This window comes from Psychrobacter sp. AOP31-B2-9, assembly GCF_052378005.1.
Lineage (GTDB): Bacteria > Pseudomonadota > Gammaproteobacteria > Pseudomonadales > Moraxellaceae > Psychrobacter.
Genome location: NZ_JBQSXG010000036.1, coordinates 19,124 through 27,116 on the forward strand (window position 1 = coordinate 19,124; position 7,993 = coordinate 27,116).

At 43.4% G+C, this 7,993-nt stretch carries 7 protein-coding genes; all 7 read left to right on the top strand.

The window, feature by feature from the left end; genetic code table 11:
* Positions 1 to 21: 21 nt before the first annotated feature.
* The 7 genes from nuoI (at position 22) to ACT3SX_RS06225 (ending at position 7,886) form a co-directional block, all read left to right on the top strand.
* Positions 22 to 570 (top strand): NADH-quinone oxidoreductase subunit NuoI, encoded by a 549-nt coding sequence (gene nuoI / locus ACT3SX_RS06195; RefSeq protein WP_192519277.1) that lies wholly within the window; start codon positions 22 to 24, stop codon positions 568 to 570.
* A complete protein-coding gene (gene nuoJ, locus ACT3SX_RS06200) occupies positions 567 to 1,295 on the top strand; it encodes an NADH-quinone oxidoreductase subunit J (protein ID WP_192519276.1) in 729 nt (242 codons plus the stop codon). The genes nuoI and nuoJ overlap by 4 nt, the downstream gene beginning before the upstream one ends.
* Before the next feature lie 98 nt (positions 1,296 to 1,393).
* Positions 1,394 to 1,702, top strand: a complete 309-nt coding sequence (nuoK, locus tag ACT3SX_RS06205; RefSeq protein ID WP_192519290.1) for an NADH-quinone oxidoreductase subunit NuoK — start codon at positions 1,394 to 1,396, stop codon at positions 1,700 to 1,702.
* Between the two features lie 4 nt (positions 1,703 to 1,706).
* Positions 1,707 to 3,581 (top strand): NADH-quinone oxidoreductase subunit L, encoded by a 1,875-nt coding sequence (gene nuoL / locus ACT3SX_RS06210; RefSeq protein ID WP_192519275.1) that lies wholly within the window; start codon positions 1,707 to 1,709, stop codon positions 3,579 to 3,581.
* 1 nt (position 3,582) lies between these two features.
* Positions 3,583 to 5,208 (top strand): NADH-quinone oxidoreductase subunit M, encoded by a 1,626-nt coding sequence (gene nuoM / locus ACT3SX_RS06215; protein ID WP_192519274.1) that lies wholly within the window; start codon positions 3,583 to 3,585, stop codon positions 5,206 to 5,208.
* A 3-nt stretch (positions 5,209 to 5,211) separates the two neighbouring features.
* Positions 5,212 to 6,690: an NADH-quinone oxidoreductase subunit NuoN gene (nuoN, locus tag ACT3SX_RS06220; RefSeq protein ID WP_192519273.1), complete on the top strand. Its 1,479-nt coding sequence runs from the start codon at positions 5,212 to 5,214 to the stop codon at positions 6,688 to 6,690.
* Positions 6,691 to 7,067: 377 nt separating this feature from the next.
* A complete protein-coding gene (locus tag ACT3SX_RS06225; RefSeq protein WP_192519272.1) occupies positions 7,068 to 7,886 on the top strand; it encodes a ferredoxin--NADP reductase in 819 nt (272 codons plus the stop codon).
* The last annotated feature ends 107 nt before the right edge of the window (positions 7,887 to 7,993 follow it).

The window sequence follows — 7,993 nt, forward strand, 5'->3', positions numbered from 1 at the left end:
GCTGATAAGGATAATAATCCCATGTTTACTACCATAAAAAAGACCGTCATTGGTATATTTACCATTGTTCGCAGTATGTGGATGGTCAATAGTCATGCGCTTAGACCACGCGATACCATCCTTTATCCAGAAGAGCCTGTACCAGTCCCGCCACGTTTTCGTGGGCGTATTGTGCTGACGCGTGACCCGGATGGTGATGAGCGTTGCGTTGCTTGCAATTTGTGTGCTGTAGCGTGTCCTGTGGGCTGTATTTCACTACAGAAAGCAGAGCGTGATGACGGCCGCTGGTATCCAGAGTTTTTTCGAATTAACTTTTCACGTTGTATTTTTTGTGGATTGTGTGAGGAGGCTTGTCCAACGACAGCCATTCAATTGACGCCTGACTTTGAGTTAGGCGAATATAAGCGCCAAGATTTGGTTTATGAAAAAGAGCACTTGCTCATTTCAGGATCAGGTAAATATCCGGATTATAACTATTATCGTGTGACGGGTATGGCGGTAGCGGACAAACCAAAAGGCGCAGCACAAAATGAAGCTGCACCGATTGATCTAAGGAGCTTGCTGCCATGATGAATATCTTGAACCATCCTGAACTGGCAGGATTTTATTCGCTCGCTGCAGTGGCTATATTTGCCAGCCTACGCGTGGTAACCCAAGCCAATCCAGTGCATGCTATTTTATCGATGATTGTGTCATTACTGGCGATTGCTGGTATCTTTTTTGTGCTAGGAGCCCCATTTGCAGGAGCCCTAGAGATCGTTGTTTATGCCGGTGCCATTATGGTGCTATTCGTCTTTGTTATCATGATGCTCAATTTAGGTATGAGTAATGATGAGCGTGAAGAACGTTGGCTAGATGCGGGCACTTGGGCGATACCGACAGGACTGACGCTCATTATTGCGGTTGTGCTTTATGCGATGATTGGTCTCAATCATGATGAAACAGCGATGATTGGCGTGACATCTATTTCGGCCAAAGAAGTGGGCACTGTGTTATTTACTAAATACGTGATGCTGATAGAAGTGGCAGCATTACTACTGTTAGCGGCGTTAGTTGCTGCTTATCATTTAGGCAAAGAGTCTATAGATGATGAAGTTGAAAGCAACGCTAGTCAGGCATTCAGACCTAGTGTCGGTAGTATTAAGCAATACGAACATACGACACAAACCGATAATGATACGGTAAAAATGGCCGAACCATACGAATATAAAGAAGTAGACCCGCATGACTATGTCAGTATGAATGTGGGCACGCAGGTAGGTGTGAAGAAAGTTGCACGCAAGGAGTCAGACTAATGGTACTAGCAGCGAGCGTGGCACAAGATGTTGCGAATGTGCCGTTTGCCCATGAGGTGGCAGGCTTAGTACAGCCTGTGGCTGAGGCACAAAGTGTACTGGGTATGATACCTATGAGCCACGGATTGATTCTGGCAGGTATCTTATTTGCTATTGGTCTGTGCGGGGTCATGGTACGGCGTAATTTTTTATTTATGCTAATGAGTCTTGAGATCATGATGAATGCGGCAGCTCTAGCATTTGTAGTGGCAGGTAGTCGTTGGGTCGATCCGGATGGACAGATTATGTTTATCTTTATTTTGACATTAGCAGCAGCAGAGGCTGCCATTGGTTTGGCAATATTATTGCGGTTTTATCATCAGCGTGGGCATCTTGATGTCGATAGCGCCAATGAGATGAAAGGATGATGTCATGAGTTTATTACCATTAACCTTTATATTCCCGCTCGTTGGCTTTTTGATCTTAGCCTTTATGCGCGATAAGTTAACGGAGCAGGTGGCAGCGATTGTCGGTGTGGGTAGTATGCTGTTATCAGCACTATGCACACTAGTCGTTAGTTATACTTTTTTGACCACCAATCCAGCAGGAACGGTCGTAGAGATACCGCTTTGGACGTGGTTCCAAGTCGGTGATTTTGCGCCAAGTTTTGGCTTGAGCTTTGATGGCTTAACTCTGACGATGACGGGTGTTATCACTGGCATTGGTTTCCTGATTCACCTGTTTGCCGCTTGGTATATGAAGGGTGAAACTGGATTTGGACGTTTTTTTAGCTATATGAACTTATTCGTTGCCAGTATGTTGTTACTGGTACTAGCCGATAATTTGTTTTTGCTTTATCTCGGTTGGGAAGGCGTGGGTCTTTGTTCATACTTGCTAATTGGTTTTTATTACCAAGATAGGGCCAATGGTCTTGCGGCAATGAAAGCCTTTACGGTTACACGTGTCGGCGATGTATTCTTAGCCTTTGGTCTGTTTTTATTGTTCCGTGAATTTGGCACACTTAATATTCAAGAGATTATTACTCGTGCGCCAGAAGTGTTCGATATCAATAACCCAACGATGATGTTGACAACGATGATGTTGGTTGGCGGCGCGATGGGTAAATCAGCACAGCTACCATTACATACATGGCTTGCCGATGCGATGGCGGGTCCAACACCAGTATCAGCATTGATTCACGCAGCAACGATGGTCACGGCAGGGGTTTATTTAATTGCCCGTCTACATCCGTTGTTTGAGCTGACCCCTGGTCTTTTATTGTATTGGGTCGGCGGTGTAGGGGCCTTGACGTTGGTTGTTGCTGGATTTTGTGCGTTGGCACAGACTGATATCAAACGTATTCTTGCCTACTCAACGATGAGTCAAATTGGCTATATGTTCTTGGCATTGGGCGTTGGTGCATGGCAAGGGGCAATCTTCCATCTGATGACGCATGCTTTCTTTAAAGCCTTATTGTTCTTGTCATCAGGTGCGGTCATTCTTGCGGTACATCATGAACAAGATATTTTTAAGATGGGCGGCTTACGCAAAAAGATACCATTGGTATTTTGGTGCTATATAGTCGGTGGCGGCGCACTTGCAGCGATACCTTGGGTCACCGTTGGTTTTTATTCTAAAGAAGCGATTCTTTGGGAAACTTATGCCACAGGTCATCTCGTATTATTCTACATGGGTGTGTTTGGTGCCTTCTTAACTGCGATTTATACGTTCCGTATGATTTGGATTGTTTTCTTTGGTGAAGAGAAAACACCTGCGCATAAGCTGTCTGGTATGTCGTACTGGTTACCTCTTACAATATTATTGGTGCTATCTACTGCCATTGGTGCATGGATTACACCGCCATTGCAAGGAGTACTACCAGAGAGTGTTGGGCACTTATTAGAAGTTGCCGGTGAAGCACATGCTAAGCACACAGCAGAATATATCGCCATGGGTGCGATGGCTGCAGGTCTAATATTGGCGGCATTCCTATATGTCGCAGATAAAGGTCGAATGCTGACCAGCTTTAAGCGCTCACGTATTGGTGGTGCGTTATATCACTGGTGTTATCATGGCTTAGGTTTTGATGCGTTATACGACATAATTTTTGTAAAACCCTTTTTGTTCATCGGCCGCTTACTTAAAGCCGACCCTATTGATAAAACGTGGCTCATCCTACCTAAGCTGGCATCAGCGGGTAATAAGATGTTGTCTGCGACACAAACAGGGTCACTTCGAGGTTATGCTACAAGCTTTGGCTTGGGTATGGCTGTGCTGTTGGTGCTGGTAATGATGACGGTGGTATAAGATGATTGAGTTACAACAAACGTGGATGCTACCAGCATTAATTGCAATTCCTTTTATTGCAGGATTGCTATGTTGGTTGGTCGAGCGGTTTAATAAACGTCTACCGCGCTGGATTGCCTTGATTGGCATGATGCTGACTTTTGTACTGTCCCTAGTGCTATGGCATTACGGTGACTTTAGCGGGATGAGCAAGCAAGTGATTGGGCCAAGTGCCAATCTGCCGTGGGTCGCAGAATTTAGTGTGCCATGGATACCGAGTTTTGGTATCAGCTTTCATTTAGCATTAGATGGTATGTCTTTGCTGATGGTCGCTTTGACAGCATTTCTGGGTATTGCGGCAGTGGCGTGTTCGTGGAATGAAATTCAGCGTCGAGTTGGTTTTTTTCATCTGAACTTGCTATGGAGTTTGGGCGGTGTCATTGGTGTTTTCTTAGCTATTGATATGTTCTTATTCTTCTTCTTTTGGGAAATGATGCTGGTTCCTATCTACTTCTTGATCGCGATTTGGGGTCATGATGTCGTTGGTAAAACCAAAGAATATGCGGCTACCAAGTTCTTCATTTATACCCAAGCTTCTGGGCTTATCATGCTCATTGGTATTTTGATGTTAGTTATTATTAGTTACGCCCAAAGAGGTGTGGTGAGTTTTAACTATAATGACTTGCTTGGTACGTCACTTGGTGGTTGGGAATATCCAATCATGCTGTGTTTCTTTGTTGGTTTTGCGGTGAAGTTGCCTATTATACCTTTCCATGGCTGGTTGCCTGATGCGCATGCGCAGGCGCCGACAGCAGGTTCGGTAGATTTAGCAGGTATTTTGATTAAGACGGCAGCATATGGCTTGATTCGGTTTGTCTTGCCATTATTTCCAGCAGCATCACAAGAGTTTGCTCCCATCGCCATAACTTTAGGTACGATTGGTATCTTTTATGGTGCATGGCTGGCCTTTATGCAGACCGACATGAAACGTTTATTGGCTTATACCAGTATTTCGCACATGGGTTTTGTGGTCTTGGCTATCTATGCTGGTACCTTACTCAGCTTGCAAGGTTTGATGATTCAGATGCTTGCACATGGCCTGAGCTCAGCGGCGTTGTTCATTATGGCTGGCCAGTTGTATGAGCGCTTGCATACACGTGATTTGACCTTGATGGGTGGTATGTGGGGACAGTTCCGCTATTATGCACCGATATTGATGTTCTTCTGTGCTGCGTTGCTTGGTATCCCTGGTACTGGTAACTTTATTGGCGAATTTATGATTCTATTTGGCTCATTTGCACAATATCCGGTATTTGTGGTACTTGCCACATTCAGTTTGGTATTGGCAGGTTTGTATTCGCTTATTCTCATTCACCGCGCATTATTTGGTAAAAATAATATTGAAGCGGTTTCAATACAAGAAACCAAGTCACATGGTCTACCACCGCGTAAACTAAAAGATTTGGGCAAACGTGAATTGTCATTGTTACTCATATTGGCCGCTGGATTGGTTTGGCTCGGTCTGTACCCACAGCCGTTCCTTGATACGTCAAGTCATGCGATGCAGTGGATCAATAATGCGTATGTATATAGTCAAGTAACACAAGTAGATGCGGCGCACCTGCTTGATGCAATGGAGGCACGTTAAGTCATGAATGATATTACGATGAATGATTTGATGGGATTGTTGCCTTATGCACCAATCATTACCGTAGTGATTACAGTACTGGTGGTTATGATTGCCATCGCAATTAAACGCTCACATATGGTTACTGGCACAGTTACCGTCGTTGGTTTAAACATTGGTTTATTTACTTTGCTTGGTCAAATGACTGGTGTTATCAATAGCGGTACTCTGGCACCAAATGCTGAACAGCTATTTGTGATTGATAATTTTGCTCAGTTTAACATGGTGATCATTTTTATCTGTGCATTGGCTTGCTGTACGTTATCTTATGCATATTTGACCAATTTAAAAGATAATAAAGAAGAGCTTTATTTGCTCATGTTGTTATCGACGATTGGTGCTTTGCTGATGGTCAGTGCTCAGCATCTAGCGTCATTCTTTATGAGCTTAGAGATGCTATCTATACCACTGTACGGTATGCTGTCATATACCTATATGCGTAAAAACTCGCTAGAGTCTGGTCTAAAGTACCTAGTGCTATCTGCGACGGCGTCAGCCACTTTATTGATGGGTATGGCATTTATTTATGCAGAAGTAGGGTCGTTGGCCTTTAAGCCTATTAGCGTGGAATTGAGTAATATTTTTGAATCGCCACTGTTGATACTGGGCGCGGCGATGATGATGTTTGGTATTGCCTTTAAGCTATCCGCCGCACCTTTTCACATGTGGACACCTGATGTTTACGAAGGTGCACCAGCACCTATCGCTACGTTCTTAGCCTCAGTATCTAAAGTAGCTATGATGGCATTAGCGGTTCGATTCTTACTTGATACGGCGTTGCTGGCACTACCATCGGTACAGATGTTATTGATGGTAATTGCGACCTTATCTATCTTAGTGGGTAACTTACTGGCTGTACGTCAGACCAGTCTGAAACGTCTACTGGGTTATTCTTCTATTGCCCATATGGGTTACGTGCTTATCGTAATCGTGAGTATTGGTAGAGCAGCAGACAGCATCTCAAGTATGTATATGGTCGTTTATGCCTTGACTTCTATTGGTGCTTTTGGTGTAGTCACCTTGATGTCGAGCCCTTATCGTGCTACTGGAGAAGCGGATGAACTCACGCATTACCAAGGGCTGTTTTGGCGTCGTCCAATACTGACTGCAGTAATGACGATTATGATGTTGTCATTGGCTGGTATTCCATTGACAGCAGGCTTTATTACTAAGATGTTTGCGATATTGGCAGCAGTACAAGGTACCAACTGGTTCTTGGCGGCAATGATTATCTTAGGTAGTGCGATTGGCTTGTTCTATTACTTGCGCGTCATGCTCACACTCTTCAAACGTCCTAAGCAGTTTATTGAGTTTGATGTCTCTGGACAATGGGCGATGCGTACGGGTGGTATCATGATTATTGCGGTGACGGCAGTGATTATTCTCTTTGGTATCTTGCCAAGTAGTATGATTGAATGGGCAAGTTTGGCACATATTTGGTAGTGTCATTATTAGGGATATGAGATAAGTCAGCACTTGTTCCTTGTTTGCTGTTACGGTTGTGAAACCAAGATGCGCCAGCTTTATGATAAGCTTGGCGCATCTTTTTTTTGTTTGTGTCGTATAAGATTTTTAACAATCAGTTTTTTAAAATCAGAGCCACTACTCAAATTAAAGCGATGGCTCTCTAACCAAACTAAAAATAGCTAAGTTTTGCTAAACAGCGTCAAATAGCTGGTTAATATTTCGATATTATCTATACTGTTTTTCTTGTTTGACGGCAATTTATCTGATTTTTATCTCCGTTTTTGGAGTGAGGAAACACCTTAGACTTTAATAAAAATAAGTAATTAACTACCAACTATAAGTGATTAACTACCATGAGTGACAATATTCAAAAAGTAACCGTGCTCAGTAAAACCACATGGACACCCAATTTGTTTAGCTTTACGGTTAGCCGTCCTGACAGCTTTAAATTTACTGCAGGGCAGTTTGTGCGTTTGGGCGTCAATCCTAGTCATTTGAACTATTATAAGCAGCAAGGTAATTTAGGTGATGATATTGCCGATGAAGAGATTTTTCGTGCTTATTCTATTATTTCTTCACCCTTTGACGAGGTATTAGAGTTCTTCTCTATTGTTATCCCTGATGGTGCGTTTACCTCACAGCTGCAATATCTACAAGTGGGTGATGAGCTATTGCTAAATACCACACCGTTTGGCTTTTTGACGTTAGCACGTTATCAAAAACCACTGCCCAAAGATTTATGGCTACTGGCAACTGGTACAGGATTGGCACCATTTTTATCGATGCTACAAGACTTGAAAACGTGGGAAGATTACGAACATATTGTACTCGCCTATAGCGCTCGCTCGCTAGAAGAGCTTGCTTATATTGAGAAGATTGAAAGCTTGCAACAAGAGTTTGGCTCATTGGTGGAGAATCCTGCTAAATTAACCTTTATTCCTATTGTTACCCGTGAGCCGGTCGAGGGTGCGTTAGCAGAACGTCTGCCAAAGCTATTATTAGAGGGCACACTACAGCAGTGGGCAGGTATTGCACTAGACATCGATAGTACGCATGTCATGCTATGTGGTAATCCTGACATGGTAGAAGATACTAAAGAAGCACTGAAGGCGTTAGGGTTGGTTATGAATCGCCGCGGTGAGGGTAATATTGCGGTAGAGAATTACTGGTAAAGATGTGGCTAGTTTGATTATCTTATAAGCTTGATGCTGTAAAAACGTTGATTCTTAAGAGTAGTCGCATTTAAATAAGCAACTTATAGGATCAACGTTTCTATATA